The organism is Pseudomonas sp. SB113, assembly GCF_040754745.1.
GTDB lineage: Bacteria > Pseudomonadota > Gammaproteobacteria > Pseudomonadales > Pseudomonadaceae > Aquipseudomonas > Aquipseudomonas grimontii.
In genome coordinates, this window is sequence record NZ_JBFMHW010000003.1 from 313,044 (window position 1) to 339,082 (window position 26,039).

Here is a 26,039-nt window from a genome sequence, read left to right on the forward strand (position 1 = left end):
CTCGGGTCCGTGAGAGGTTTCGCTATTAATAGCGGGAACCCGCGCAAATATCAGCAAGAACCTGCAACCCGCCGTCCACTCAGGAAGCACAAGGTTCCGCCTATCGCCGTAAGTGTGCCCAAGGCATAGAACATGCTGGCCGGCGCGGCATTGATCAACAGATACCCGCATATCACCGGACTCATCGCCCCACCGAATGCGGCAAGGTTCTGCGCGCCGTAGTAACTGCCGCGCAGTGCATCTGGGGCGATGGTGTCGATAAACAGGAACTCCGAGGGGTAGATGATCATCTCGCCCAAGGTAAACACGAACATCGCCAGGCACCAGGTCACCAGGCTATCCGCCAGGCTGAAGCCGATCAGCCCGACAATAAACAGCAGCGTGCCCAGGACGATCCAGTAGCGCAGTTGCTCACGCTTGAGAAATCGCCCGATCTGGTACTGCATCAAAATCACGGTAATGGCATTGCACGCCAGCACGGCAGAGAGAATCTTCAGTGCGTCGGCCGGCTTGTAGGCCACCAGCAGAAATTGCGACAGATACAGCGTATAGCGGCCGTGGACAATCGTGCTGAGCAGGCTGCCGCTGGTGAACAGGATCAGTGTGCGGTCGTTGCGCAGCGTACGCAGGGTGCTGAGGAAACTCAGGGGTTTGTGGCTGTCGTCCCGTTGGGTCGGGGGGATGCCGATCATCAGGAACACACTGCCAAACGCAATCGCGCTGGCGATCAGGAATGGCGCCAACTGCATGTGCCCGGCGATCACCACGCCCACCATTGGGCCGGTGGCGTAGCCGACATTGGTAAGGGTGTAGCGCAGGGAAAATACCTTGGCCCGCTCACCCACCGGCAGGTTTTCGCTGATGATCGCCTTGGAGCCAATCAGGAACAGCGCCGACGCGGCTTCGGTGATCACCAGGGTCAAGGTGGTGAGGTAGAGGTTGCTGGCAAAGGTCAGCAACAGAAAACCGATAGAACTGGAGAGCATGGCCAGGATCAGCAGCTTGCGCTTTTCCAGGCGGTCGATGATGTAGCCGCCGTACAGGCCCAGCAGCGTGGCGATAAACACGGCGATCCCCATCAGCAGGCCGATGTCCTGCTGGTTGAGGCCCAGGCGGGTGCTCAGCAGCAGGGCCAGCAACGGGCTGGTCATGGCGCGGCTGACCACGATGGTCACCGAGCAGATCATCAGGCGGCGGATTACCAGGGAGTAGGTGGTCACGGTGAAGGCGAACGTCCTATTTAGTACTTGATGACAACACAGATCAAATGTGGGAGGGGGCTTGCCCCCGATAGCGGTGTATCAGACAGGCATCAGGTGACTGAACCACTGCTATCGGGGCATGGGTATCTACACAACTTGCAGATCCTGACAAATCTCCCTGTGGCGAGCGGGCTTGTCCCGCATTGGGCTGCGTAGCAGCCCCAAAACCAGCCGCTACAGAGTGTCTGATACACCGCGTTCTTCTTTAATGGGGCTGCTACGCAGCCCAATGCGGGACAAGCCCGCTCGCCACAACAGCCCTATCTGCCGGGGATTCAGCGTTGAGCCAAAGTTGTGTAGATACCTATGGCTATCGGGGGCTTGCCCCCTCCCACATTTTTTAGACCGAGTTATTGGCCGGCGTTGATGGTGATCTTCTCGACCGCCCCTTGTTCCAGATCCCACTTCTTCAAAATCTTGCCGTAGGTGCCGTCATCAATCATGCTCTGCAACGCCTCACTGATCGCGGTCACCAGCTCAGTGTTGTTTTTCTCAATCCCCAGCCCCGTGAACTGCTTGGAAATCGCCAGGCCTACCGGCTTGTACTTACCCTTATCCAACGACATCAAATACGGAATCGTCTCGCTGCCCTGCATCGCCGCGTCCAAACGGTTCTGCTGCAACTGCGCCCGCGCATCCGCCGAGCCTTCGGTGCCGATCACCACGATGGCCGGCTTACCCGCCGCTTCGCAGTTTTCCTTGCTCCACGCCGCAATTTCCGACGGCCAGGTGGTGCGGCGGCTGGTGCCGACTTTTTTACCGCACAGGTCAGTCAGCTCCTTGATCTCTTCACGCTTGGCCAAGGTGTAGAGCTGCGGGCCGCTGGTGAAGTAGTCGATAAAGGTTACGGATTTCTGGCGTTCGGCGGTGTCGCTCATGCCCGACAGCACGATGTCCACGCGCTTGGTGGTCAGGCCGCTGAGCATTTGCTCGAAGCCGGTTTCCTGCCACTTGATCTTCACGCCCAGGCGCTCGGCGAGGGCGTTGCCCAGGTCGAAGTCAAAACCGGTGAGCTTGTTGGTGGCCGGGTCCTTGAAATCCATCGGCGGGTAGTTCGGCACGATAGCCGCGCTGATCTCGCCCTTGTCCTTGATGGCTGCCGGCAATGCCGCGAAAACACACGAGGAGGCCATCAGGCCTGCGAGCAAGGTTGGGATAAACATTTTTTTCATGGGGGCGTTCTCGTTAGTTTTTTAGTTAAGTGCGAACGGCAGAAATAAAGCTTTGGGTACGCGGGTTTTGTGGGCTTATTAGAATTTCTTCAGGGCTGCCGGCTTCCACAATCTGGCCGGCATCCATAAACACCATGCGGTTGGACACTTCGCGGGCGAAGCCCAACTCATGGGTGACCACGATCATGGTCATGCCGGTGGTGGCCAAATCACGCATCACCGACAGCACTTCGCCGACCAGCTCCGGGTCGAGGGCTGACGTGGGTTCGTCAAACAGCATCAGCTTGGGGCGCATTGCCAGCGCACGGGCAATCGCCACACGCTGCTGTTGCCCGCCGGACAACTCCACCGGGTAGGCATTGCGCTTGTCGGCCAGGCCCACCCGGGCGAGCAATTCCAGCGCGTCCTCGATGGCTTCCTTGGGCGAACGCTTGAGCACCTGGCACGGGCCCTCGATGATGTTTTGCAACACGGTCATGTGCGGGAACAAATTGAAGCGCTGGAACACCATGCCGGTGGCCAGGCGCTGGCGGGCGATCTGCACTTCATTCATCTCATGCAGCTTATTGCCGACGACGCGGTAACCCACCAGTTCGCCGTCGACCCAGAGGCCGCCCTTGTCGATTTTTTCCAGTTGGTTGACGCAGCGCAGCAGCGTACTTTTACCCGAGCCGGACGGGCCGATGATGCACATCACTTCGCCTTGTTCGACCTCGATATTGATGTCGCGCAGCGCGTGATACTGGTCGTAATACTTGTTCAGGTTGACGGCCTTGACGATGCTTCTCATGGGGCAAATCTCCTCAACCCAGACTTACGAACGCTTGCCGGCGCCGCGGGCAAAACGACGCTCAAGGCGGCTTTGACCAAATGAAAGAACAGTCACCACCGCCAGGTACCAGATGCCGGCGACAATCAGCAGCTCCATGACCCGGGCGTTGGCGTAGTAGATGTTTTGCGCGTTGTGCAGCAGCTCCGAGTACTGGATCACGCTGGCCAGGCTGGTCATTTTCACCATGCTGATGAACTCATTGCCTACAGGCGGAATGATCACCCGCATGGCTTGCGGAAGAATGATCCTACGCAGCGCTTGCAGGCTCGGCATGCCGATGGACTTGGCGGCTTCGTACTGGCCGGTGTCCACCGACAACAGGCCGGCGCGCACCACCTCGGCGGTGTAGGCGCCTTGGTTGATGCTCAAGCCGAGCAGGGCGGCCACGAACGGCGTCATCAGGTCGACGGTATCGATACTGAACAGCCCGGGAATCGCGATCACCGGGAAGATCAACGCCAGGTTGAACCACAGCAGCAACTGCAAAATCAGCGGTGTACCCCGGAACAACCAGGTGTAGGTGATGGCCACATAGCGCAGGATCGGGTTAGCCGACATGCGCATGATCGCCGTGATCACTCCGATCACCACGCCCAGCGCCATCGCCAGGATCGACATGACGATGGTATTCACCAGGCCCCAGAGGATGGCTTCAGACGTGAGGAACTGGCCAATGTAGGACCATTCGATCTGGCCGTTGGCGAACGCGCGCAACAGCGCCGCCAGCACGATCACGATCAACGTGGCGAAAAACATCCGCCCGTAATAGCGACGCGGCACGTGTTCGTACTGGGTTATGTCGAACTGGTTCTCGGACAGCTTGCGCTCTATTTCCAGGCGCTCGGCCGGGGTCTGGTTCATGGTGCTTCTCCAAAACTGATGACGCTACTACTTGTGTACTCGGTCCAAATGTGGGAGCGGGCTTGCTCGCGACAGCGTCAGCCCCAGCACCACACCTCTGACAGGCTTAAATGCGAAAGCCCTGATAGCTCTCAGCCCACTGCTGCTGAGCCGCCAATGCAATCTTCAACCGCCCAATCTGCTCGCGCACCCGCTCCGGTGCTGTCCCACCCCATCCACTGCGTGCCGCAATCGCCGCTTCCAGGGTCAGGCAATCGCGCACCTCGGGCGTCAGCCGCGCATCCACCTCCGCCAACATCGCTGGCGAGGCTTCCCACAACTCAATCTCATGCTGCTCACAGGCCTGTACTAACGCGCCGGTAATCTCATGGGCCTCCTTGAACGGCACGCCACGGGTCGCCAGCCAGTCGGCCACTTCTGTCGCCAAGGTGAAGCCCATTGGCGCCTGGCGCCGCAGTTCTTCCACCTGCACCTTCATGGTCGAAACCATCCCGGCCATGGCCGGCAGCACCAGCAGCAAGGTATCCACGCTGTCCAATACGCTGTGTTTGTCTTCACTCAAATCGCGGTTGTACGACAGCGGCAAGGATTTGAGCGTCGACATCAACCCGGTCAGGTTGCCGATCAAACGCCCGGCCTTGCCCCGCGCCAGTTCGGCAATGTCCGGGTTCTTTTTCTGCGGCATGATCGAACTGCCGGTGGCGTAGGCATCGTCCAATACCACCCAACGAAACTGGCGCGACGACCACAGGCAAAACTCCTCCGACAGTCGCGAAATATTCACACCCAGCATGCCCGCCACAAACAGGAACTCCGCCACATGGTCGCGGCTGGCCACCGCGTCGATCGAGTTTTCGCACGGCCCGGTGTAGCCCATTTCCTTGGCCGAATGCTCAGGCTGGCGAGCAATCGCCGAACCGGCCATTGCTGCTGCGCCCAATGGCGACAACGCCGTGCGCGCATCCCAATCCACCAACCGCTGTACATCGCGCAACATCGACTGCGCGTGAGCCAGCAAGTGGTGGGCGAACACGATGGGTTGCGCCTGCTGCAAATGGGTAAAACCGGGGCAAATGCTCTCGATATGCTGCTCGGCCTGTTCCACCAACGCCTGCTGCAAACCCAACACCTCGGTGGTGATGGTGCGCGCATGGTCCCGTAGGAAAAGGCGCAAATCGTTGGCGGTTTGATCATTACGCGAACGCCCGGCGCGCAGCTTGCCACCCAATGCGCCCAGGCGTTCGGTCAAGACGCGTTCGATAAAGGTGTGTACGTCCTCGTCATCCAGGGTTGGATGCAGGCGGCCGGCGGCGAAGTCTTCACCGATACGGTCCAGGGCCTCAAGGGTACGCAAGGTCTCCGACTCATCCAGCAAACCGGCGCGTTGCAACTCACGGGCGTGGGCACGGGAGCCGGCCAGGTCGTAGGGCGTCAGGCGAAAATAGCGCTCAGGGCAACGGGACAATGCGGCCAACGCAGCAGACGGACCGGTCTTGAAACGAGCGCCCCAAAGGCGGTCGGTGGGCTGGGACATGGGTATTCCTCACGCTTGTTTTTAGAAGAGTCGGAGGCAGTAAAAAAAGGTTTTCAACTAAACTGAACCGGCGTCTGACGCGCCGTATTCAAGGTTGCCAAGGGCGGATGTTTATGTTCATTATCGCCGCCTGGCTATGTTCAAGGATTGGGTTGAAGCCTGTTGAATATGGCACTTGAGGTCAACGCGTATTATGGAAACTCCACTTTCCACTTCTGGAAACCTACCGCCAAAACCCGGCACAAGACCGCCCCTGCAACTCAGTGGTTTGGACTTCAAATTGCTGCGGGTATTTATGGCCGTGGTCGAAGCTGGCGGCTTCAGTGCTGCGCAAAATGAGCTGAACGTGGGCCTGGCGGCCATCAGCAAACAGATCTCCGACCTCGAGATTCGTATCGGCATGCGCCTGTGTACACGGGGCCGGGAAGGCTTCGGGCTGACCGAAGAAGGCAAGTTGGTGTATCAGGCGTCCATCGAGTTATTTACCTCTGTGGACAGTTTTCGAGACAAGCTTAGTTCCGCGCAAAACGAACTCATCGGCGACCTTAGTGTGGGAGTTATTGATAATACTGTCTCCGACGTTAATTCCCCGCTGATTACCGCGTTGGGGAACTTACATAGCCAATCGCCAAAAATAAGATTACGCCTGCATGCCTCGCAATTGGACGAAGTTGAACGCGGCGTGGTGGAAGGGCGCTTGATTGTCGGCATCGTCCCGGTCTATCAGCGCCGCGAAGAATTCGACTACTTCGCGCTGTACGAAGAAAAGGCCCACGCCTACTGCGCCGTAGGACATCCGCTCTTCACCGCGAACGACATTACGCCCGAGGTGCTGCGCCAATATGAAGTGGTCAACCATCGGTATGCGATCCATCGCGACAAGACTAACTTCGTCAACTACGACAGCCAATCCGCCTCGGCCTCCCAGGTCGAAGCGGTCGCCATCCTGGTGCTGACCGGCCGGTTTATCGGCTTCCTGCCCGAGCACTACGCCGCATCGCTGGTAAGGGAAGGACGCCTGCGCGCGCTGTGCCCTGAGCACGTCCACCTGAGCACCGCGTTCAATCTGATCCTGCGCCACAACGCGCCGAGAAGCCCGTTGGTAAAAGCCTTTGCCACTGCCCTGGGCGTAGACCTCAAAACCACCACATAAACCACTCGCCGAACACAGATCAACGGGCTGAAAAAGGTCAAATGTGGGAGGTGTCGAGCTTTAGCGAGGCTCCGATGGGATCGACTCGGTCCCCTCGCCAACCCCGCCCCCGCATCATCGCTGCAACCGAGCCCGCTTTTTCTTCTTCGCATGAAAATGCCGAAAATGCGCGTCCTGCGCCGCCGCCAACAACTCCCGATCCCCACGCGTATCGCCCCAGGCCCGCAGCCGATACTCCCCCAGGTCTCCATACACCGCCTCGAGCCGCAGCACCTTATTCTCACACCGACAATTATTCCCGGTGAGCTTGCCGGTCAACACCCCGTCGATCACCTCAAGCTCAGTGCCAATCAACTTGATCCCAAGCCGATCGGCAAACGGCTGCAGCACCAACGCCGGCGACGCCGAACACAGCGTCACCACCGCCCCCGAGCCCAACTCCTGCTCCACCGACAACACCCCGGCCGGGCGCATTAACCGCGCCCAATTGCGCTGGCAATACTCCTCGGCCTTCTGCTGCACCCACGCCTTCTCCACCCCGGTCATAAAGGTGCGGATCAACTGCGCCTTCAACTCATCCCGACTGATCTGCCGCACCAAAAAGCGCAGCCCAGGCACGGCCAGCTTGACCATCCGGCCATAAAACTCGCCGGTGCCAAAGGCAAACTTGAGGAAGGGCACGAAACTGTCGTGGTGGGTCAGGGTACCGTCGAAGTCAAAGACGGAAAGTACTTTGGCGTCTACGGGGCCGGCTTCGAGCATGTCTGGGTTCACGGGTTGGCCTCGGTCCTATCTAGTATTTTTTTGAGTGTGCATCAGGTGTGACCTCAGGAGTTTACTCCCGTGCCAATCTTCCGATCTTGGCGTAAAGCCCCTCGGTGAAAGCCTCCCGATCACTCGACCGGTGACAACGCTGATGGCAATTGGGGCACAAGGCTACAGCATTGGTGATGCGATCCGAACCCTTCTGGGCCAGGTGCTTGACGTGATGTACTTCAAGAAATGGCTGGCCGTCGACCTCAAACGGCGCGTTAGAGCCGCAGCCTTCGCAGATGCCCTCGGCCTCTTTCAGTACCCAGGCGCGTACCTTTGGGTCGCGAACAAAAGCGATGCTGACGGTCGAGACCTTCTGCGGCTGGGCAATGCCGTCCGGTAGCTGAGTGAAAGGTTGCTGCTGCAGTTTGGACGCGCGGCGGATAAGCGTTTGCTCGTCTGCTGTTTGGGCGGCGTCTTCGGATTCGAATACACCCTGCGGGGCCAGCGCTTGGCGGATGCGTTGCTCCACGCCTGTGCCTATGTTCTTTGCAGGCTTATAGCCTTCGATGCGGTCCCAGCCCATACGCACAAGCACAGTGGAGATATTTTGCATGCGGAATTCGATGGAGCCCTTTGAACGGCCTACCACCGGCCCCTCGCGCAAAAGGCGGTTTTCGAGCGCTTTGTTGAAAGGTTGGCCGTTCTTTTCCCAGGCCAACATCTTTAAGTACGCCTCGACCGCAGCTGCCAGCTCCGCGTCGCTCCAGTCCGTGTTGTCTTTCGTAATATCCATACAGCCGCCGAGGGTAGAAAACCCTCGGACGATACTGAGTAGCCATTATTGCGTCTACGAAATTTCCTACGCATTGGTAGGATTCGGCGGTCGTCCGCCTTAGTAGATTCGCGGCTTCATTCGGAAAGGTTGAGTGACCTTGCGCCACCACGGAGTCTTTGCCGACTCTTTCCGGTAGGTTCGATTGACCAACAGATAGGGCATGTCTCGAAGGCGAATCCAGCCTTCATCCTGCCAATGCAGCAGGTTCAACGACATCTCTGGCCAGTCCAACATGCTCAACAGCGGCCGCTCCACTGTTCGCGGCTGACGCTCGTCACGCAAAGTCGGGACGACTTCATGAGTAAGCCAATTCCGTAATAGCCTGTTTTCTGGAGCGTAGTGATAGACCAGCAGTGCATACGCACCGGACTCGCTGATCATCAGCATTTCTTCCGCTTGACCGTGGAACAGCAACTTCAGGTATTGCCGTTGATCGTCATCAAGCTTACGAGTCGTTCGATCATCCAAGCAGTAACCCATCAAGCGCCCGAGGTCGCGCGCGCAGAACCATGGTTGGTTTTCTAAAAGGAGGGCGTGTAGAGGAAGATGATGTCTGGTGAAAACGACGGCAATAGAAGGCTCAGGTATTACTGCATTCTTGGCCGCCGGTAAGTCGAGCTGATATTGGTTAGGCATTTCCTATGACCTCTACGTGATTTTCAGGAGGGCCAGGGCCCAACGTAGAGAGCGGATTCAAGAAACTCCAACAGGCGTTGCCCTCAATGCAGCATTACGCCCACATGACCTAAAGATCAGGCGGATTTCTGCTGTTCGATCAGGGCTGGCTTCTACGTTGGGCGTTTCTTAGGCACCGGCGGACGAAGCTATCAGTATCGAGCTTCGCATCAATCATTTTGTGGATGATCTTTTCGTAAGACAGTTCCTATTCAGATCATGGCGGCATAAAAAAGCCCTGAACAAGTCAGGGCTTCTTACTGTTGCCTAGCTTAGGAATCAATCCCAGCTCAACGCCCCACCCGTCTGATACTCGATCACACGAGTCTCAAAGAAATTCTTCTCTTTCTTCAAATCCATAATCTCGCTCATCCAAGGGAACGGGTTAGTCGTCCCCGGATACTCTTCCTTCAAGCCAATCTGCGACAGGCGACGGTTAGCGATGAACTTGAGGTAATCCTCCATCATCGCCGCATTCATCCCCAACACCCCGCGCGGCATGGTATCCCGCGCGTATTCAATCTCCAGCTGCGTCCCTTGCAGAATCATCTGGGTCGCTTCTTCCTTCATCTCGGCATCCCACAAATGTGGGTTTTCGATTTTGATCTGGTTGATCACGTCGATACCGAAGTTCAGGTGCATCGATTCATCGCGCAGGATGTACTGGAACTGCTCGGCCACACCGGTCATTTTGTTGCGGCGGCCCATGGACAGGATCTGGGTGAAGCCGCAGTAGAAGAAGATGCCTTCCAGCACGCAGTAGTAGGCGACCAGGTTGCGCAGCAGTTCCTTGTCGGTGTCGACGGTGCCGGTTTCGAACTTCGGATCGGAGATCGAACGGGTGTATTTCAGGCCCCAGGCTGCCTTTTTAGCTACCGATGGGATCTCGTGGTACATGTTGAAGATCTCGCCTTCGTCCATGGCCAACGATTCGATGCAGTACTGGTAGGCGTGGGTGTGGATCGCTTCTTCGAAGGCCTGGCGCAGGATGTACTGGCGGCACTCCGGGTTGGTGATCAGGCGGTAGACGGCCAGCACCAGGTTGTTGGCGACCAGGGAGTCGGCGGTGGAGAAGAAGCCGAGGTTGCGCATGACGATGCGGCGCTCGTCGTCGGTCAGGCCTTCGGGGTTTTTCCACAGGGCGATGTCGGCGGTCATGTTGACCTCCTGCGGCATCCAGTGGTTGGCGCAGCCGTCGAGGTACTTCTGCCAAGCCCAGTCGTACTTGAAAGGCACGAGTTGGTTGAGGTCGGCGCGGCAGTTGATCATACGCTTTTCGTCAACGGCGACGCGGGCGGAGGCGCCTTCGAGCTCGGCGAGGCCTTCGGCGACGTCGAGTTTGTCGAGGGCAGCCTTGGCGCGCACGATAGCGGCGGAGTCACTGGCGGTGACGGCGCGGGCTTCGATGGCGGCTGCGGCGCCGGCACCGTCGAGGCGGTCCATGTTGGCTTCGGTGGCGTGGCCGGCGTTGGCGCCTTTGGTGGCTACTTCGCCGTCTTCTTCTTTGTCGAATTCGTCCCAGCTCAGCATGACGTGTCGTCTCCTGCGTGAGGGCTCAAAGGTGCCCGTGTGAAACCGGATGGTTGGGTGTTCACACGGCCCTCGGGCCGCGGTGGATCTTAAGGAATCGTTTGTTGCAACAGCTAGCGCAGGCATTAAACGGAATAGGGTTACGGGTGCTCTGCGTGAGGCTTGAGGGGCGGAGCGACAGGTGCATGCTCCAGCGCAGGCTCAAGGTCTGGCTCTTCGTCCCTGTGTAAAGGGATATTGCAGGCCCGATTTACCCGCGCATTATAGGGAAAAATTCGGCTTTGTGTTGCGGCGGATGGTCTCGGATCAGAGACAAAAAGGCGGCTATTTGAGCCAGAGTGAGGGTTTGCGGGGGTTTGATGGGGTAGGAATTTTTTGACGGGCGGTGGGCTATTTATTGTGGTGGGGAGGGGAGGGCTTTTTGAGGGCCGGAAGGGAGGGCTGGGGCTGAGTGACGACCGCTATCGGAAGCAAGCCCCCTCCCGCATTTGTCGCGTGTCGTGCCAGGGACCGGTTCTTTGCCGCAAGAACGATTTCTTGCGGCGAATAAGATCCGGGTCTGTTCTAACTAACGAAGTTGTTATCCGTTAGAGCAACCATTACCCATGACATGGTAATTAAGGATATGACGCTGACCCTGGGAATCTTCATATTCCATCTTCACTGGTACAACTTCGCAGACTTCCGGGATAGTGCTCATGGACAATACTTTGGCCACGTCCAGCTTGGTGCTGTAGGTGTAATCCTCAACAATCGGGGCGTTCTGGCCGGCCAGCTCGGTCGGGGCCTCGTCGGCCAGGGCGGCGGTGGCGCACAAGCTGCTGAGGGCCATAACTACGAGAGCTTTCATTTCTTAACTTACCTTCTTCAGGGCGAAAGGGGTCACGGGGCCTTTGTGAGGCCACGTGTATAACTTAGGGTTGGTTAGTTCGGATTAACGTGCCTTCGTGGGGGCTGTTACGTTGTTAATCACTGCTGTGTTAATCACAGCGCCTTGGTTGGCGGAAGTAATTCTAGGCCTGCGGGTTATATTCATATACCCGTGCTTTTGATAAAGACTATTGGCGGTTTTTGTAACAATCCCGTGGTAAAGGTTTTTTCACACACCCGCAAAGCGCCGCAGGCTGCGGGCCAGAGCGGCAAATGGGGATAGCAGGGCATTTTGTAGGGTCTTGTTACTACCATCGTCGAATGGTTCTATAGGCCCACCCCGGCTACAACTGGGCCATACAACAACAACTATGTCACCGAGGTAAGAAAGATGAGTGCGGCTTCCCTGTACCCCGTTCGCCCCGAAGTAGCAGCCAACACGCTGACCGACGAGGCAACCTACAAGGCCATGTACCAGCAGTCGGTGGTCAACCCCGATGGTTTCTGGCGCGAGCAAGCCAAGCGCCTTGACTGGGTCAAGCCTTTCACCGCGGTGAAGCAGACCTCTTTCGACGATCACCATGTCGACATCAAGTGGTTCGCCGACGGCACCCTGAACGTTTCCTACAACTGCCTGGACCGTCACCTCGCCGAGCGTGGCGACCAGGCGGCGATCATCTGGGAGGGCGATGACCCGGCCGAGAGCCGCACCATCACCTACCGCGAGCTGCACGAAGAAGTCTGCAAGTTCGCCAACGCCCTGCGTGGCCAGGATGTGCACCGCGGCGACGTGGTGACTATCTATATGCCGATGATTCCCGAAGCCGTGGTCGCCATGCTGGCGTGTACCCGCATCGGTGCGATCCATTCCGTGGTGTTTGGCGGTTTCTCGCCGGAGGCCCTGGCCGGTCGCATCATCGACTGTAAGTCGAAGGTGGTGATCACTGCCGATGAAGGCATCCGCGCCGGTAAGAAGATTCCGCTGAAGGCCAACGTCGACGACGCGCTGACCAACCCGGAAACCAGCAGCATCCAGAAGGTCATCGTGTGCAAGCGCACTAATGGCCAGATCAAATGGAACCCGCATCGCGACATTTGGTACGAAGACCTGATGAAAGTGGCGGGCACCGTGTGTGCGCCAAAAGAGATGGGCGCTGAAGAAGCGCTGTTCATCCTCTACACCTCCGGTTCCACTGGCAAGCCTAAAGGCGTGCAGCACACCACCGGCGGCTACCTGTTGTACGCAGCCCTGACCCACGAGCGCGTATTCGACTACCGCCCGGGCGAAGTCTACTGGTGCACTGCCGACGTCGGCTGGGTCACCGGCCACACGTATATTGTCTACGGCCCGCTGGCCAATGGCGCGACCACCTTGCTGTTCGAAGGCGTGCCGAACTACCCGGACATCACCCGGGTGGGCAAGATCGTCGACAAGCACAAGGTCAATATCCTCTACACCGCCCCGACCGCGATCCGCGCGATGATGGCTTCCGGCACCGCCGCCTGCGAAGGCGTCGATGGCAGCAGCCTGCGCCTGTTGGGTTCGGTGGGTGAACCGATCAACCCGGAAGCGTGGGACTGGTACTACAAGAACGTCGGCCAATCCCGCTGCCCGATCGTCGACACCTGGTGGCAGACCGAAACCGGCGCCACCCTGATGAGCCCGCTGCCGGGCGCCCATGCACTCAAGCCGGGTTCTGCCGCACGGCCGTTCTTCGGCGTGGTGCCGGCGCTGGTGGACAACCTGGGCAACATCATCGAAGGCGCCGCCGAAGGCAACCTGGTGATTCTCGACTCGTGGCCAGGCCAGGCGCGTACCCTGTACGGCGACCATGACCGTTTTGTCGACACGTACTTCAAGACCTTCCGTGGCATGTACTTCACCGGTGACGGCGCCCGTCGCGATGAAGATGGCTACTGGTGGATCACCGGCCGTGTGGATGACGTGTTGAACGTATCCGGCCACCGCATGGGCACCGCCGAGATCGAAAGCGCCATGGTTGCCCACCCTAAAGTCGCCGAAGCGGCGGTGGTGGGTGTGCCGCACGACATCAAGGGCCAGGGCATCTATGTGTACGTGACCCTGAAGAATGGCGAAGAACCCACCGAAGCCCTGCGCCTGGAGCTGAAGAACTGGGTGCGCAAGGAAATCGGGCCGATTGCCTCGCCGGACGTGATCCAGTGGGCACCGGGCTTGCCGAAGACGCGCTCGGGGAAAATCATGCGTCGGATCCTGCGCAAGATTGCCACGGCCGAGTACGACGGCTTGGGCGATATTTCCACCCTGGCCGACCCAGGGGTAGTGGCGCATTTGATTGAGACCCACAAGACCATGAACGTCGCGTAAGGCGGGCTGGTCAGACAAAGCCCCATTCGGTGTAAGCCGGGTGGGGCTTTTTTGTGTTCGCTTGAAGCCGGTGGAGATCCAATGTGTGAGGGGGGCTTGCCCCCGATAGCAGTGGGTCAGTCAACTCATCTATGGCTGAAACACCGCTATCGGGAGCAAGCCCTCTCCCACATTTGAACCTCCACCAGTCAAATAAATATCGGTTTATCGCGTGGGAGGTTTCTGAATGTTACCGAGCGGCGCAAATGTGTAACCCATCGCCCGAACATGAGGCAAAGCGCTACGCTCACGCCCCGAAAAACCGCGCTTTAGACACCCCCGGTAATAAGATTAAACGCCACACTTGCCGTGCTAGAAGGGTTTGCGAATAATAGGCCCGCAATTTGCAGCATCAACAGGTTTAATATCTTTTGTCTCTGCATAAAATTCAGAGGCTGTCAATGTGTTGGAACCGCTTTCTCAGTGCTTCTGTAAATTGTTGTCGCATTGAGGAAATATCGGCTTCCGGCCTGTCGTTAGAATGCCGATCACTCGCTCGTCGTCGCAGGTGTATAGCCCGCGTAGGACGCAGCACCGCTATTCGGTTTCACTCAGTCGCATCGTGGGCCATGGCTCATACTGCTGTTTTGCCCTATACCGATGGAGTCCCAAGATGAAGAAACTCGTGCTGTTGGGCGCCCTGGCGCTGTCCGTGCTGTCCATGCAGGCTTTCGCTGAAGGCAAGCCTCTGAAAATTGGTATCGAAGCGGCTTACCCTCCGTTTGCCTCGAAGGCGCCGGATGGCAGCATCGTCGGGTTTGACTACGACATCGGCAACGCCCTGTGCGAAGAGATGAAGGTCAAGTGCACCTGGGTCGAGCAAGAGTTCGACGGCCTGATCCCGGCGCTCAAAGTGCGCAAGATCGACGCGATCCTGTCGTCCATGTCTATCACCGAAGACCGCAAGAAGTCCGTGGACTTCACCAACCGCTACTACCTGACCCCAGCGCGCCTGGTGTTGAAGGAAGGCACTGCGGTCAGCGACAGCCTGGATGAACTCAAAGGCAAGAAGATCGGCGTGCAGCGCGGCTCGATCCACGATCGTTTCGCCAAGGAAGTCCTGGCACCTAAAGGCGCCACCGTTGTGCCTTACAGCTCGCAGAACGAAATCTACCTGGACGTGGAAGCCGGTCGCCTCGACGGTACCGTGGCCGACGCCACCCTGTTGCAGGAAGGTTTCCTCGATACGCCAGCCGGTAAAGGCTATGCGTTCACCGGCCCGGCGTTCACCGACGCCAAGTACTTCGGCGACGGCATAGGCATCGCCGTGCGCAAAGGCGACAAGGAAAACCTGGAGCGTATCAACGCTGCCATCGCCGCGATCCGTGCCAATGGCAAGTACAAAGAAATCGAGAAAAAGTACTTCAACTTCGATATTTACGGCCCTGAAGCCAAGTAAATCGTCCTGGCTGACTGTCCGAAATGGCGCAAGCAACAGAATTCCTGCGGTTTGCGCCATTTTTTCATCCCCCTTTTCGAGGACCTGAATCATGTTGAAAGGCTACGGGGCCGTCATCCTCGATGGCGCATGGTTGACGCTTCAGCTCGCCTTGTCGTCCATGGCCTTGGCCATTGTTCTGGGTCTGATCGGGGTCGCGTTGCGCCTGTCGCCGGTGCGCTGGTTGGCCTGGCTGGGTGACTTGTACTCCACGGTGATCCGCGGGATCCCCGACCTGGTGCTGATCCTGCTGATTTTCTACGGTGGTCAGGACCTGCTTAACCGCGTCGCGCCGATGCTCGGCTATGACGACTATATCGACTTGAACCCCTTGGCCGCCGGTATCGGCACCCTGGGTTTCATCTTTGGCGCCTACCTGTCGGAAACCTTCCGCGGCGCCTTCATGGCCATCCCCAAGGGCCAGGCCGAAGCCGGCCTTGCGTATGGCATGAGCAGTTTCCAGGTGTTTTTCCGGGTGATGGTGCCGCAGATGATCCGGCTGGCGATCCCTGGGTTTACCAACAACTGGCTGGTACTCACCAAGGCCACCGCGCTGATCTCGGTGGTGGGCCTGCAAGACATGATGTTCAAGGCCAAGCAGGCGGCAGACGCCACCCGCGAGCCTTTTACCTTCTTCCTCGCAGTGGCGGCGATGTACCTGGTGATCACCAGTGTGTCGTTGCTGGCCCTGCGTCATCTTGAGAAGCGCTACTCGGTAGGCGTAAGGGCGGCTGATCTATGATCTTCGACTACAACGTCATCTGGGAGGCCATGCCGCTGTACCTTGGCGGCCTGCTGACCACCCTGAAACTGCTCGCCATCTCGCTGTTCTTCGGCCTGCTCGCCGCGTTGCCCCTGGGCTTGATGCGTGTGTCCAAGCAACCGGTCGTCAACGGCGCGGCCTGGCTCTACACCTACGTGATCCGCGGCACGCCGATGCTGGTGCAGCTGTTCCTGATCTACTACGGCCTGGCGCAATTCGAAGCGGTGCGCGAGAGCTTCCTGTGGCCGCTGTTGTCCAGCGCGACCTTCTGCGCGTGCCTGGCCTTTGCGATCAACACCAGCGCCTACACCGCCGAGATCATTGCCGGTAGCCTCAAGGCCACCCCCAATGGCGAGATCGAAGCGGCCAAGGCCATGGGCATGTCGCGCTACAAGCTGTACCGCCGCATCCTGCTGCCGTCGGCCCTGCGCCGTGCGCTGCCGCAGTACAGCAACGAAGTGATCATGATGCTGCAGACCACCAGCCTGGCTTCCATCGTCACCCTGATCGACATCACCGGTGCCGCGCGCACGGTGAACGCGCAGTTCTACCTGCCGTTCGAGGCCTACATCACCGCCGGCCTGTTCTACCTGTGCCTGACCTTTATCCTGGTGCGCCTGTTCAAGTTGGCCGAGCGCCGCTGGCTGAGCTACCTGGCTCCACGGAAGCATTGATATGGAACGTATCGATCACCTGTTGCCCTGGGGCCACCTCGGTTGCGAGCGCCAACTGAGCGTGTTCCGTTTCGGCAGCGGCGAGCGCAAGGCCTATATCCAGGCCAGCCTGCACGCCGATGAATTGCCCGGCATGCGCGCCGCGTGGGAGCTGAAAAAACGCCTCGCCGAACTTGAAGCGCAAGGTGCCCTCAACGGCGTGATCGAGCTGGTGCCAGTGGCCAACCCGATGGGCCTGGGGCAGTTGCTGCAAGGCAGTCACCAGGGCCGTTTCGAAGTGGGCAGCGGCAAGAATTTCAACCGCGATTTCGTTGAGTTGAGCGAGCCGGTGGCCGAGTTGCTCACAGGCAAGCTGGGGGATGACCCTCACGCCAACGTGCGCATGATTCGCCAGGCGATGACCGATGTGCTTAACGCATTGCCCGAGCCGAGCAGCCAGTTGCAAGGCATGCAGCGCATCCTGCTGAGCCATGCGTGCAGCGCCGACATCGTCCTCGACCTGCACTGCGACGCCGAAGCTGCGCTGCACATGTACGCACTGCCCCAGCACTGGCCGCAGTGGCGTTCGTTGTCGGCGCACTTGAATGTGAAAGTCGGTTTGCTCGCGGAAGACTCCGGCGGCAGCTCGTTTGATGAAGCTTGCTCGTTGCCGTGGCTGCGTCTGTCCCGCGCGTTCCCCGACGCGCAGATCCCACTGGCCTGCCTGGCGACGACGCTGGAGTTGGGCGGTCAAGCCGACACCGGCCGTGACGAAGCGATCTTCCACGCCGAAGGCATCCTCGCGTTTCTCGCCGAACAAGGCCTGATCAAGGGGCAATGGCCGGCGCCGCAATACGAACCGTGCGAAGGCGTGCCCTTCGAAGGCACCGAATTACTGTTCGCGCCCCACGCCGGGGTGATCAGTTACCTGCGTAAAGCCGGGGACTGGATCGAGAAGGGCGAGCCGATTTTTGAAGTGATTGACCCCCTGGAAGACCGCGTGAGCACGATGTGCGCGGGCACCTCGGGGGTGTTGTTTGCCGTTGAACGGCTACGTTATGCCCAAGCGGGTTTCTGGCTGGCCAAGGTGGCGGGGCGCGAAGCGCTGCGTCACGGGCGCTTGCTCAACGACTGACCACCTGTTTTTGTGAGAACCGACCGCATGTACAAACTTGAAGTCCAAGACCTGCATAAACGCTATGGCAGTCATGAAGTGCTCAAAGGCGTGTCCCTGGCCGCCGCGGCCGGTGATGTGATCAGCATCATTGGTTCCAGTGGTTCGGGCAAAAGTACCTTTTTGCGCTGCATCAACCTGCTGGAGCAACCCCACGCCGGCAAGATCCTGCTCAATAACGAAGAGCTGAAACTGGTGGCCAACAAGGACGGCGCCATGAAGGCCGCCGACCCTAAACAGCTGCAACGCATGCGCTCGCGCCTGTCGATGGTGTTCCAGCATTTCAACCTGTGGTCGCACATGACCGCGTTGGAAAACGTGATGGAAGCCCCGGTGCACGTGCTGGGCATGTCGAAAAAAGACGCCCGTGAAAAGGCCGAGCACTACTTGGCCAAAGTCGGCGTGGGCCACCGTAAGGATGCATTCCCCGGCCATATGTCCGGTGGCGAGCAGCAGCGTGTGGCGATTGCCCGTGCCTTGGCGATGGAACCGGAGGTGATGCTGTTCGACGAACCCACCTCGGCCCTCGACCCCGAGTTGGTGGGCGAAGTGCTCAAGGTGATGCAGGACCTGGCCCAGGAAGGCCGTACCATGGTGGTGGTGACCCACGAAATGGGCTTTGCCCGTGAAGTGTCGAACCAGTTGGTGTTTCTGCACAAAGGCATCGTGGAAGAGCGTGGCAACCCGCGTGAAGTGCTGGTCAACCCGCAGTCCGAGCGGTTGCAGCAGTTCCTGTCCGGCAGCTTGAAATAGTTTCCCTGTGGGAGGGGGCTTGCCCCCGATTGCGGTGTATCAGATCCACATGTACTGGCTGACACACAGTCATCGGGGGCAAGCCCCCTCCCACATTTGGATCTGCGTTGTTTTTGAGCTTTGTGTTGGTTTACGGGCTAGCATTGGCCTTTGTCTTCATTACTGTTACTCGCTTCGGATAGCACTCCATGACCGCCCATAAAATTGGTTTCCTGATTTGGCCCAGCACAAAAGCACTCACGCTTGCGCTGGCTGAGGAGGCCTTGCGCGTTGCTCAGCGGGTGCATCCGGAGGTGGTCTACGAGTTGTCGTTTCTGCTCGCCGAGCCGGCCACCGACGGCGCCTGGCAACTGCCGGGCGAGCCGTGGGCCGGTAAGCTGGAAGGCTTCCAGAAACTGTTCCTGCTGGCGGACGAGCCGCCTGCCGTGATCGCCTCGCAACTGAGCACGGCCCTCAAGCAACTGGTGCGGGCTGGTTGTGTGATCGGCGGATTGTCGGCCGGTGTGTACCCGTTGGCGCAGCTCGGCCTGCTCGACGGCTACCGCGCCGCTGTGCATTGGCGTTGGCAGGATGATTTTGCCGAGCGTTTCCCCAAGGTCATCGCCACCAGCCATCTGTTCGACTGGGACCGTGACCGCCTGACCGCCTGCGGTGGCATGTCGGTACTCGACCTGCTGCTGGCGGTGCTGGCCCGTGACCACGGTGCCGAACTGGCCGGTGCGGTGTCGGAAGAACTGGTGGTGGAGCGCATCCGCGAGGGCGGCGAGCGCCAGCGCATCCCGCTGCAAAACCGCCTGGGTTCCAGCCATCCGAAGCTGACCCAGGCGGTGTTGCTGATGGAAGCCAATATCGAAGAGCCGCTGACCACCGACGAAATTGCCCAGCACGTGTGCGTGTCGCGACGACAACTGGAGCGCATCTTCAAGCAGTACCTCAATCGCGTCCCCAGCCAGTATTACCTGGAACTGCGCCTGAACAAGGCCCGCCAGATGTTGATGCAAACCAGCAAGTCGATCATCCAGATCGGCCTGTCCTGCGGCTTCTCCTCGGGGCCGCACTTCTCCAGCGCCTACCGCAACTTCTTCGGCGCCACGCCGCGTGAAGACCGCAACCAGCGGCGCAGCAGCAGCCCGTTCGAATTGTCGTCGGTACCCTCCGAGCGCGGCTAGCCGTCGACAGCCCCTGGCTTATTCCTCCATCGGCGGTGGCGTGCCGGGAGGTGTCAGTGGGTTGCCTTGTGCATCCTCCATGGCTGCTTCCACCCCCAGTTCATTACCCGTTTGACGAAAGTAGCGACGCAGCAGCTCAAGGCTTTGCGCGGACAGTGGGTTACCGCTCAGGTCGGAATCGTCGTAGAGGGGCCGCGGCATTTCCAGCAGGTCGGTGTGCAGGTGCTCAATCGAGTTGTCACTCAAGTCCAGCACCTGCAGTTGCGTCATGCCAAACACGCCCGCGGGGACTTCGGTGAGCCCGCAGTTATGCAGGTAAAGGGTCTGCATGCGTGCCAGGTTGCGTACATCGGGTGTTATGCCCAGCGGGTTATCGCTCAGGTCCAGGTACACCAGGTTGCTCATCTGCGCCAGTTGCCCGGCGCTGCGAGGGGTCAGGCGGATACGGTTTTCCGGCAGCCCCAGCTCGCGCAGCGCGTTCATGCTGAAGATGGGCTCGGGAATATCCGCCAGGGTGTAGCGCTCGATGATCAGGTGCCGCAGGTTCGGGAAGCGCCTGAGCAGTCCATCGGCATTCAGGTTGCTGCCTTCGCCGATCAGTTCGATCAGGGTCACGTGATCGAAACGCGCCCTCAGTCGAGGCATATCCCCCAATAGTTGAGCGTGGAACACCAGTTTGTACGTGTGGTAGGGCGGCGTGCCGGATTCGTCGACCTCGATTTCCCGGCGCCAGCAGTGTTCAAGCAACGTCTTGAACTGCATGCGCCGCAACTGCTCTTCGGCGCGGGTGCCGGCATCCAGCACAACATCCAGCAGTGGGTCGCGCAGGGGGATGTTGAGCGCCCATTCCTGAAGGTCGGCACGCAGCTGTTCGTACTCGATACCCAATTGGATGATTTCGCTGGCAGCCGCATCAAGGTCCCCTGGCAATTGGAAGTAGACGTGCCCGATCTCGGCGTCCGCGAGGTTCGGATAAAGCGCCTTGAGCCTTTGCAGCTCGGCAGGTGGAGGGCTGGCCATCCAATGCTGCTGGACGCTGGGGTAATGGTTTTTTATCTGGCGCAATGCCTGGCGCGAAAGCGGGTTGGCGCGCAGGTCGACGCCCGCGATGCGGCGGGCCGGCAAGGCAAAGGCGGCGTCGGGAATCTCCTGGATCGCATTGTGGCTGAGGTCCACTTGCCGCTCGGGTGCCGTGGTGGACAGCAGGTCGGAGGGAATCTCGGTCAGTCCCGTGTTGCGCAATGACAAATGGGAAAGCTGGGCCAAGCGGCTGGTGTCGGGTGCGAACCCCAGCGGGTTTTCGCTCAGGTCCAGGTGTTCAAGGCGTGACATTCCGGCCAGCGTGTTGGCGCTGCTGGGGCTCAATCGCAACGCATTGTGGTTGAGGCGCAGCCTGTTCAATTGTTGCAGCTTCGCGATGTCGAGTGGGAACTCGGTGAGGGTGAAGCGCTCGATGGCCAAGCGCTTGAGGGCCGGAAACGCTTGCAGGAACGCCGCAGGTTGCAACGGGCCGCCGCCCCCTCGCAGGGTCAGGGAAGAGACATGCTTGAACGGCGTGGGCAGGGTGGGCAAGGCGCCGCTGATCGGCCTTGAGAGTGTCAACTCATAGCTCGCTGGGGTGCCATTTTCATGCTCGGCCAAAGGCAGCTCCTGGCGCCAACCTGCTTCCATATCCTTGCGCAAGAGGTCGCGAGCCACGCGTTCCGCCGCGCTCACGTTGACGTCATTGGCCCACGCGAGCAAAGTTGCGCGCATTCCCTGGTAGTCGGTTTCGAGGCGGTTGAGCGCGACCTTGCCGGCTTGCAGGTCGCCAGGCAGGGCGAAGATGAAGCGATTGACTTCGTCGGTGTTCAAGCTGGGGTAAAGCCGCCTGACCTGCTCCGCGTCTGCGGGGTCGGCATCGATGTCCCAATATTTGCCGGTGTTTTGAAAGTAGGTTTTTACCCGCGCCAGCGAGAGGGGGGAAATGGGGTTGCCGGAGAGGTCGAACGTATCACTGGCGCTTGCGGGTAAATTGAACAGCTCGTCGGGCAGTTCGCGGATCTGATTGTTGGGCAGCAGCACCAGGTCCAGGTGCGTACGGCTGAGTAATCCGCGGGGCAGCTCACGAATGCCGGTGTTGCTCAGGTCCAGGTATTGCAGGTTCTGCATGTGCTCGACATTGGGCGCTTGCTGCAGCGGGTTGTTGTAAAGATCCAGGGTAATCAAGCGGGTCATGCGGCTCAGTGTCATCTGGTCTTCTGTGGTCAGGGCCAGGTTGCAATCGCTCAGGATCAGCTCGTTGAAGTGAGGCATCGAAGCGACGGCGCCAGGGAACTCCTGAAGCGCGACTTTTCTGATGATCAGTTGGCGCAGCCTTGGGAACTGCTGGACAAAGGCGTTGACGTTCAGCGGCAAGTAATCGCCGGTCAGCTCCAGCAGCGAAATGTGCTCGAAGCGCGCGCTGAGCCTGGGCAGTTCGCCGCTGATGGGGGTGAGCAGCCTGAGCATTTGCCCGTTGGAGGTGGGGGGGGCGAAGTGATTGTCCACCTCGGTTTCCTGGCGCCACGCCCGGCGGATTTCCCGAGCCCAGTGGGCCCGGTTGCGCGCGGCATATTCATACGCCTGGCGACTCAATGGCGCTTCTGTTTCAGGGTGGAATCGAGGCGGGTTGGCTTCCCAGACAGCCAGGTCCATGTCCATTTTCATGTATTCGTTTTTCAACGAAACCAGCGTGGCTTGCGCGCCGCCCGGCCGGCGCTCGAGGGTTTGCACCAGGTCGCGGATTTGCTCGGCGGACAGCGACGGCAACAGGTCGTGGGCACGCTGTTGCAGGGAAGGCTCACCGCTGGGGCCCGGTTGTGGATCATCGGCGGCACGGTAGCCTTCCATGCCGCCGCGCAAGCGCATGACGCTGGGGTCGTAGGTCGGCTTGAATGACGGGTTGGCGTCGAGCAAACGGCGCAGCGCCCGACGGTCCATGGCGTGCTCGGCAATCGCCTGTTGGAGGCGCGGGCCTTGGCCGATATGGATGTTCAGCGAATCGCGCGAGGCATCGGGAATCGCCTGGAGAATAGCCGTGTAGAAATCGGTCCGGCCGAACAATGTACTGCTGTGGTCTTGCGGGACGTAATCGCCCTGTGCGGTGGCGATGATCGTTCTTTTGATCGCTGCGTCTTCAGCCCCGATGGCGTCCAGTAACGCGCCATCGATTCTGTATTGCCTGACCTCAAGGCGCACGTTGCCCAGCCAGCCCGGCAGGTTTTCCAGTGAGTTCAGGGCAAGCTGGTGGGTGTCCGGGCTTTCGACGGTGTCCAAGTACAGGCCTTCATAGGCGCGCGTGGTCCGTACTTCGTGTTGCGCCCATTCGGCCAGCTCGACGAGGCGTGCGGGCACCTTTGCCTGATCAATCGCCTGCAGCTCCTCGCCACTGGCGTCGGCCAGGATCTCCTCGGCGACACTGGTGGGCAGGCCGGGATTGGGGGCCGCATCAATCAGTTTTTGCACACGGGCGTCGCGGGCACGCTCCAGCCCCCGATAGTGCGCGTCGAAGAGTGAAAATCGTTTGTCCTCGGCTATCCGTGCCAGTTGTTTCCTCAACACGTTCGCGCGGGTTTGCGAAGACGCAGGCGGGGTACCGAAAGGTTCCTTCAGCAAGGTTTTACGCTCGGGTTCATCCAGGCTTTCGATGAGGGCGCTCAGCAGGTTGCCATTTTTCAATTGCGCTTCGTGGATCTGCACGACACCCGCATCGTCAGGCCGCTTGAGCTCCCAGGCGGTGTTGCCCTTTGCATCCAGGAACCGCAGGGTCTTGGTCTCTGGCCACAGCCCGTAATTGGTCAGCAGTTGCAGTTGCAGCTGCGGATCGGCCTGTTGATACAGCGCGGGATCGTCGCTGCCCATTTGCAGGATGAAGTCTTGCAGGTGCTGGTCGATCTTGATGCGCTTGAGGGTGTCGGCCAGCAACGGCGGGGGTGTCTGCTGGGTGACGTGCATTTTACGCAGGGCGTTATCGTGGGTGTCGCTGATGCGGCGAGCCTGCTGCAATCGCGCATCGCTGATGCCGTCGGTTGTGTAGCCGAGGCGGCGCATCAGGGTGGTGCTGTCCCAGCTGAGCGGACGCTCCAGTTCCGTCACCCAGGCACCCTGGCCGTTGGTCAGGACCTGGGGGCGATAGGCGTCGGTTCGGTTGGGGTGGCGAAGGGCGTGGCGACCGCTCGCGCTGTCGGTATGCAGCACATATGGGTCATCGCCCAGACGCAGAACAGACTGGCCACGGTGACGATGCAGGCCCAGTTTGTTGGGCTTGGCGTCCGCCGGCAGTGTCAGGTCATGGCGGTAGGCGGCGGTGTCCGGCTGCCAGAGGCGGGCTTTGCCGCTGGGGCGCGTCACCGGTTTGAGGCGGTCGATAAACTGCAATAACTCGGCCGGCAGCGCCGCCCGCAACAGCCCTTCGGCAATCGGTGCGCCAACGGCAAACATGCCTAGCTGGACCAGTTGCTCCAGAAAACTCATGGCATGCCCGAGCGCTTGGCGGGGCAGGCCCTCGGTCCAGTCGATAATGCCTTCGAACGCGTCGTCGAGCATTTGGTAAGCGGTGTAACCGAGCATCAGCGCGCCTAATGGCGGGATGAAGGGCATGGCAATGAGGGCGACAATTTGCAGCAGGGTACTGCCGATTTTCTGGATGACGGCCCAGCGCTCCCAACGAGCCTTCTGATCAACGCTGGCGGTGGACACGGCCCGGCTGCGTGCGTCGTTGATCAACTTGCTGAGTTTCATTTGGTGAAGGTGGTCAAACAGCTCGCCGCTGATTTTGAGTGGGCGAAACTGCAGGTTGGGTTTTTCGACGGCGGTTTCGCGCCATGAGGGCAAGGGGTCGCCCGGGGTGTGCGGGTGCCAGGTTACCCGGGTGAGGCGCTGGTTGAGACCTGCGAAAAACGCGCCCAGGTCTTGGTGGTCGACGAAGCGGCTGAAAAAACGCTGGTACTCGGGGTCGCGCAGTTTTTCCACCAGGGCGCTCACGAACGCCTGGCTGCTGGCGTACTGCTTGACCGGGTGCTGCGGATCGTCGGGGATGTACACGATCACCGGCAGCACCACGCGACTGGTCGCCAGGTTTTCGCAAAATACGACGATGCCGGTAAGGCGCGTCGACATGACCGCCAGCTCATGGCATTGCATGGGCTGGCAGCCGTTGGCAGACACGTCAGTGATCAGGTTGTACACGGCGTCATAGCCGGTCTGGGGCAGGTCGTTTTTTATCCGGGCCATGTACAGCGCAAGCTTGAGTGCGGTGAGTTGGCTGTCGATGACTTTGTAACGCAGGCTGGCCCTGGCCACTGGGTTGTCCCGGCCCAGGTATTCGTTGAGATAGCGTTGGTATTGCCCACCGATGTCCAGTTGGCGACACAGTGTGGCGAACTGCGGGATGCTGATTTTTGCCTGGATGGCCGGTAGCGGCGCGAAATGCCCGGCCGCCGTAGGCTGTGTGGTGAAGCCGGAGCTGGCCTCATAGGCACCGGCCTGGGCTTCGGAGGGCTCGAAGTTGTGCAGGGCCGCGTCCAGCAAGGACACGGACCAGGTCCGCGCCGCGCCGGGCTTGACCGTGAAACCGGCGACTGTCAGCGGGATATACAGCTGCAGGTAGGTGGTCCTCACATTCGCGTCGACCCCGTACCGCTCGGCAAGCGCCTGCTGCAGGCGTTCGGCACCAAATTCCTCGGGGCTTTTAAGTTCGGCCATGGCGCTGTCTACCTGGTTCTGGGCAGTCCAGGCCTGGCTGTTGAGGTACTTGAGTTGGTTGTGCTGCGCCTCGCTGGTGTTTTTGTACCAGTCGGCAAAGACCGGGGCGTGGTTGGCCAGGGCCGTGCGTTTGTCGGCGGCGGCGTTGCCGAGCCATTGTGGCAGGGCGTTTTTCAGGATTTGGTAGGGCAAAACGGTGGTTTCTGGCTGAGTGGCCATGGGGTCGGTCCTTGACGGATTAGGGACGCGCAGCAAAACAGTTTGGGCGCCGAGGCAGGCGGTACACAGTTAGGGGGGGGAATTTGCACGCGACCAACGATGAGCCTGCCCACGGCGCGTGCGCACGGTTTAAACTGCGCCATTGCGACGCTATTTGTCGCATTGGCGTAAACCCGCCAAAAACGCGGGTTGGCGCTATAAGAAGTTGTCGCTTGGCGGCAAGGCCGCTCTGAAAACTGTCCTTACAATCCCTGCATCGCCCGCCAGTTCCAGGCAGGCG

At 59.7% G+C, this 26,039-nt stretch carries 19 protein-coding genes; 8 read left to right on the plus strand and 11 right to left on the minus strand.

From position 1 onward, the window contains the following. Positions 1-50: 50 nt before the first annotated feature. From AB1462_RS06140 to argH, 5 genes are all read right to left on the minus strand, one after another. Positions 51-1,220 (minus strand): MFS transporter, encoded by a 1,170-nt coding sequence (locus AB1462_RS06140; protein ID WP_259191331.1) that lies wholly within the window; start codon positions 1,218-1,220, stop codon positions 51-53. Between the two features lie 392 nt (positions 1,221-1,612). Further along, the gene (locus AB1462_RS06145) at positions 1,613-2,434 is read right to left on the minus strand and encodes an ABC transporter substrate-binding protein (RefSeq protein WP_367246366.1); all 822 of its coding nucleotides are present in this window, start codon (positions 2,432-2,434) and stop codon (positions 1,613-1,615) included. Between the two features lie 25 nt (positions 2,435-2,459). Beyond that, entirely contained in the window at positions 2,460-3,224 is a 765-nt protein-coding gene (locus AB1462_RS06150; protein WP_034108897.1) for an amino acid ABC transporter ATP-binding protein, read from the minus strand. 24 nt (positions 3,225-3,248) lie between these two features. Continuing rightward, positions 3,249-4,127, minus strand: coding sequence for an amino acid ABC transporter permease (locus AB1462_RS06155; protein WP_025859372.1), 879 nt, complete (start codon positions 4,125-4,127; stop codon positions 3,249-3,251). A 106-nt stretch (positions 4,128-4,233) separates the two neighbouring features. Then, complete coding sequence (argH, locus tag AB1462_RS06160; protein ID WP_367246368.1) at positions 4,234-5,661, minus strand: argininosuccinate lyase; 1,428 nt, start codon at positions 5,659-5,661, stop codon at positions 4,234-4,236. A gap of 193 nt (positions 5,662-5,854) precedes the next feature. Here argH and AB1462_RS06165 point away from each other — a divergent pair, with 193 nt between their 5' ends. Next, positions 5,855-6,814, plus strand: a complete 960-nt coding sequence (locus AB1462_RS06165; RefSeq protein ID WP_259191328.1) for a LysR family transcriptional regulator — start codon at positions 5,855-5,857, stop codon at positions 6,812-6,814. Positions 6,815-6,928: 114 nt separating this feature from the next. On the opposite strand, the gene AB1462_RS06170 is transcribed toward AB1462_RS06165, so the two are convergent. The 5 genes from AB1462_RS06170 to AB1462_RS06190 form a co-directional block, all read right to left on the minus strand. After that, complete coding sequence (locus AB1462_RS06170; RefSeq protein ID WP_367246370.1) at positions 6,929-7,576, minus strand: HAD-IB family hydrolase; 648 nt, start codon at positions 7,574-7,576, stop codon at positions 6,929-6,931. Positions 7,577-7,649: 73 nt separating this feature from the next. After that, positions 7,650-8,363 (minus strand): HNH endonuclease, encoded by a 714-nt coding sequence (locus AB1462_RS06175; protein ID WP_367246371.1) that lies wholly within the window; start codon positions 8,361-8,363, stop codon positions 7,650-7,652. A gap of 99 nt (positions 8,364-8,462) precedes the next feature. Beyond that, complete coding sequence (locus tag AB1462_RS06180; RefSeq protein WP_367246372.1) at positions 8,463-9,041, minus strand: Bro-N domain-containing protein; 579 nt, start codon at positions 9,039-9,041, stop codon at positions 8,463-8,465. 318 nt (positions 9,042-9,359) lie between these two features. Next, complete coding sequence (locus AB1462_RS06185) at positions 9,360-10,610, minus strand: ribonucleotide-diphosphate reductase subunit beta (protein ID WP_024077017.1); 1,251 nt, start codon at positions 10,608-10,610, stop codon at positions 9,360-9,362. 580 nt (positions 10,611-11,190) lie between these two features. Continuing rightward, positions 11,191-11,460, minus strand: coding sequence for a DUF2790 domain-containing protein (locus AB1462_RS06190; protein ID WP_027607759.1), 270 nt, complete (start codon positions 11,458-11,460; stop codon positions 11,191-11,193). Between the two features lie 411 nt (positions 11,461-11,871). Between AB1462_RS06190 and acs the strand changes: the two genes are divergently transcribed. The 7 genes from acs to argR all read left to right on the plus strand — a co-directional run bounded on the left by acs (position 11,872) and on the right by argR (position 19,816). Beyond that, the gene (acs, locus tag AB1462_RS06195) at positions 11,872-13,827 is read left to right on the plus strand and encodes an acetate--CoA ligase (RefSeq protein ID WP_090400461.1); all 1,956 of its coding nucleotides are present in this window, start codon (positions 11,872-11,874) and stop codon (positions 13,825-13,827) included. A 652-nt stretch (positions 13,828-14,479) separates the two neighbouring features. Further along, the gene (locus AB1462_RS06200) at positions 14,480-15,265 is read left to right on the plus strand and encodes an ABC transporter substrate-binding protein (protein WP_090400460.1); all 786 of its coding nucleotides are present in this window, start codon (positions 14,480-14,482) and stop codon (positions 15,263-15,265) included. 91 nt (positions 15,266-15,356) lie between these two features. Continuing rightward, the gene (locus AB1462_RS06205; RefSeq protein ID WP_010208305.1) at positions 15,357-16,046 is read left to right on the plus strand and encodes an ABC transporter permease; all 690 of its coding nucleotides are present in this window, start codon (positions 15,357-15,359) and stop codon (positions 16,044-16,046) included. Continuing rightward, the gene (locus tag AB1462_RS06210; protein ID WP_090400459.1) at positions 16,043-16,741 is read left to right on the plus strand and encodes an ABC transporter permease; all 699 of its coding nucleotides are present in this window, start codon (positions 16,043-16,045) and stop codon (positions 16,739-16,741) included. The genes AB1462_RS06205 and AB1462_RS06210 overlap by 4 nt, the downstream gene beginning before the upstream one ends. Position 16,742: 1 nt before the next feature. After that, positions 16,743-17,855 carry a succinylglutamate desuccinylase/aspartoacylase family protein gene (locus AB1462_RS06215; protein ID WP_090400458.1) on the plus strand — a complete coding sequence of 371 codons (1,113 nt, stop codon included), beginning with the start codon at positions 16,743-16,745 and terminating at the stop codon, positions 17,853-17,855. 27 nt (positions 17,856-17,882) lie between these two features. Continuing rightward, entirely contained in the window at positions 17,883-18,647 is a 765-nt protein-coding gene (locus AB1462_RS06220) for an ABC transporter ATP-binding protein (protein WP_003214336.1), read from the plus strand. A 188-nt stretch (positions 18,648-18,835) separates the two neighbouring features. Continuing rightward, a complete protein-coding gene (gene argR / locus AB1462_RS06225) occupies positions 18,836-19,816 on the plus strand; it encodes a transcriptional regulator ArgR (RefSeq protein ID WP_090400456.1) in 981 nt (326 codons plus the stop codon). A gap of 18 nt (positions 19,817-19,834) precedes the next feature. On the opposite strand, the gene AB1462_RS06230 is transcribed toward argR, so the two are convergent. Beyond that, complete coding sequence (locus AB1462_RS06230; protein ID WP_367246374.1) at positions 19,835-25,759, minus strand: DUF6543 domain-containing protein; 5,925 nt, start codon at positions 25,757-25,759, stop codon at positions 19,835-19,837. Between the last annotated feature and the right edge of the window lie 280 nt (positions 25,760-26,039).

Bases quoted from the DNA above. Each gene is read 5' to 3' on its own strand.
- acs (WP_090400461.1), top strand. From the start codon at position 11,872: ATGAGTGCGGCTTCCCTGTACCCCGTTCGCCCCGAAGTAGCAGCCAAC.
- AB1462_RS06165 (WP_259191328.1), top strand. From the start codon at position 5,855: ATGGAAACTCCACTTTCCACTTCTGGAAACCTACCGCCAAAACCCGGC.
- AB1462_RS06220 (WP_003214336.1), top strand. From the start codon at position 17,883: ATGTACAAACTTGAAGTCCAAGACCTGCATAAACGCTATGGCAGTCAT.
- AB1462_RS06155 (WP_025859372.1), bottom strand. From the start codon at position 4,127: ATGAACCAGACCCCGGCCGAGCGCCTGGAAATAGAGCGCAAGCTGTCC.
- AB1462_RS06180 (WP_367246372.1), bottom strand. From the start codon at position 9,041: ATGCCTAACCAATATCAGCTCGACTTACCGGCGGCCAAGAATGCAGTA.
- AB1462_RS06190 (WP_027607759.1), bottom strand. From the start codon at position 11,460: ATGAAAGCTCTCGTAGTTATGGCCCTCAGCAGCTTGTGCGCCACCGCC.
- argH (WP_367246368.1), bottom strand. From the start codon at position 5,661: ATGTCCCAGCCCACCGACCGCCTTTGGGGCGCTCGTTTCAAGACCGGT.
- AB1462_RS06150 (WP_034108897.1), bottom strand. From the start codon at position 3,224: ATGAGAAGCATCGTCAAGGCCGTCAACCTGAACAAGTATTACGACCAG.
- AB1462_RS06215 (WP_090400458.1), top strand. From the start codon at position 16,743: ATGGAACGTATCGATCACCTGTTGCCCTGGGGCCACCTCGGTTGCGAG.
- AB1462_RS06230 (WP_367246374.1), bottom strand. From the start codon at position 25,759: ATGGCCACTCAGCCAGAAACCACCGTTTTGCCCTACCAAATCCTGAAA.
- AB1462_RS06210 (WP_090400459.1), top strand. From the start codon at position 16,043: ATGATCTTCGACTACAACGTCATCTGGGAGGCCATGCCGCTGTACCTT.
- AB1462_RS06200 (WP_090400460.1), top strand. From the start codon at position 14,480: ATGAAGAAACTCGTGCTGTTGGGCGCCCTGGCGCTGTCCGTGCTGTCC.
- AB1462_RS06145 (WP_367246366.1), bottom strand. From the start codon at position 2,434: ATGAAAAAAATGTTTATCCCAACCTTGCTCGCAGGCCTGATGGCCTCC.
- AB1462_RS06205 (WP_010208305.1), top strand. From the start codon at position 15,357: ATGTTGAAAGGCTACGGGGCCGTCATCCTCGATGGCGCATGGTTGACG.
- AB1462_RS06170 (WP_367246370.1), bottom strand. From the start codon at position 7,576: ATGCTCGAAGCCGGCCCCGTAGACGCCAAAGTACTTTCCGTCTTTGAC.
- argR (WP_090400456.1), top strand. From the start codon at position 18,836: ATGACCGCCCATAAAATTGGTTTCCTGATTTGGCCCAGCACAAAAGCA.
- AB1462_RS06185 (WP_024077017.1), bottom strand. From the start codon at position 10,610: ATGCTGAGCTGGGACGAATTCGACAAAGAAGAAGACGGCGAAGTAGCC.
- AB1462_RS06175 (WP_367246371.1), bottom strand. From the start codon at position 8,363: ATGGATATTACGAAAGACAACACGGACTGGAGCGACGCGGAGCTGGCA.